General features: G+C 53.8%; 1 protein-coding gene. It reads left to right on the top strand.

The window, feature by feature from the left end:
• The coding region (gene repA, locus FTE26_RS00760; protein ID WP_033811577.1) for a plasmid replication initiator RepA at positions 1 to 502 on the top strand (502 nt) is incomplete at its 5' end.
• Positions 503 to 746 lie beyond the last annotated feature (244 nt).

Genomic DNA, 746 nt, shown 5'->3' with positions numbered 1-746 from the left:
GGCCCTGACGTTCCTGTCAGAGCTGGGACTGATTACCTACCAGACGGAATATGACCCGCTTATCGGGTGCTACATTCCGACCGACATCACGTTCACACTGGCTCTGTTTGCTGCCCTTGATGTGTCTGAGGATGCAGTGGCAGCTGCGCGCCGCAGTCGTGTTGAATGGGAAAACAAACAGCGCAAAAAGCAGGGGCTGGATACCCTGGGTATGGATGAGCTGATAGCGAAAGCCTGGCGTTTTGTGCGTGAGCGTTTCCGCAGTTACCAGACAGAGCTTAAGTCCCGTGGAATAAAACGTGCCCGTGCGCGTCGTGATGCGAACAGAGAACGTCAGGATATCGTCACCCTGGTGAAACGGCAGCTGACGCGTGAAATCTCGGAAGGACGCTTCACTGCTAATGGTGAGGCGGTAAAACGCGAAGTGGAGCGTCGTGTGAAGGAGCGCATGATTCTGTCACGTAACCGCAATTACAGCCGGCTGGCCACAGCTTCTCCCTGAAAGTGATCTCCTCAGAATAATCCGGCCTGCGCCGGAGGCATCCGCACGCCTGAAGCCCGCCGGTGCACAAAAAAACAGCGTCGCATGCAAAAAACAATCTCATCATCCACCTTCTGGAGCATCCGATTCCCCCTGTTTTTAATACAAAATACGCCTCAGCGACGGGGAATTTTGCTTATCCACATTTAACTGCAAGGGACTTCCCCATAAGGTTACAACCGTTCATGTCATAAAGCGCCAGCCG

Origin of the sequence: Escherichia sp. S10b (genome assembly GCF_028421345.1) — a bacterium.
GTDB lineage: Bacteria > Pseudomonadota > Gammaproteobacteria > Enterobacterales > Enterobacteriaceae > ECMA0423.
The sequence above is the reverse complement of the archived record's forward strand: the minus strand, read 5'-3'. Positions and strand labels throughout refer to the sequence as shown.